Genomic DNA, 1035 nt, shown 5'->3' with positions numbered 1-1035 from the left:
GGCTTGCCAGAGGGGGTGGATGGTGGCGGGGTCGCCGTCGAGGGTGCGGACGAAGCGCTGGACGACGTGCCAGTCGGGGGCTCGTGTGCCGTGAAGTAGGGCGGTGATGTCGCCGAGGGTGAGTTCGCCGTCGCTGGTGTCGTGGATGGCGTCAGGGTCGGGACGCCAGGCCGCGAGGTGCAGACCGCGAAGCGCGAACCAGAAGGCCTCGAGTCCCGCGGCTACGGGTGGCCGGGGCGCGCCGCGCCTCCTGGCGGCCTTGGCAGCGCGGTGTTCCGCCTCCCACAGAGGGCGAATCTCGGCGGGGTCGCCGCCGCAGCAGATGGTGATCTGCTGGGTGATGGTCCAGGAGGGGCAGCGGCGGCCGGAGAGGATGTGGGAGATGTATGAGGGGGAGACGCCGGCTGCTTGGGCGAGTTGCCTGCGGCTGGTTCCGGCGGTGTGTTGGAGGTAGGACAGGGCGCGCGCTAACGCGGTGGCCGTCGTTGGTGGCGGCGCGTCAGGCTTCCGTCGGGTTGTCGACGAGGTGCTTTTGCGCTGGCGAGGGATGGTGAGGGGCCGCGTGGTGCGGGGGGCCTTGACGAAGTCGATGCGGGGCCGCGGCGGCCGGGATTCTAGCCGCCGGTCGATGTAGCCCTCGGGCCAGTTCCGTCGTACGGTCGCCTCGGAGGTGTTCAACGTCCTGGCGATTGCCCTGACGGGTACGTTGCGGTCGCGGGCCTGCTGGATGGCCGCTGCTTTCACGTAGGAGAGGTGCTGCGTCAGCTCGTCGACCAGCACGGCGGTGCGCAGGGGCTGGTCGCGGGAGGCCTGCGGGCTGGCGCTGACGACGTTGACGAGGTCGGTGAGCTGCTCGGCCAAGTCACGATGCTCGCCGGCCAGTTGCCGGAGCTGGTCGGTGCGGCGATCGGCGGCACGAGCGCGGCGCAGGGTGAGGGCCGTGCGGTGATAGGCCTTGCGGCAGTCCTCGGTGCAGTACTTCTTGGGTCGGCCGGGGCCGGGGTCGTGGTGGACCATGCGGCCGCAGTCCGGGTT

General features: G+C 71.0%; 1 protein-coding gene. It reads right to left on the bottom strand.

Annotated features, from left to right (window positions below):
* Positions 1 to 1035: helix-turn-helix domain-containing protein (locus tag E1265_RS36460; RefSeq protein WP_132935211.1), on the bottom strand; the 1035-nt coding region annotated here is incomplete at both ends.

The organism is Streptomyces sp. 8K308, assembly GCF_004348315.1.
Taxonomy (GTDB): domain Bacteria; phylum Actinomycetota; class Actinomycetes; order Streptomycetales; family Streptomycetaceae; genus Streptomyces.
This window is presented reverse-complemented; position numbering and strand designations above follow the sequence as displayed.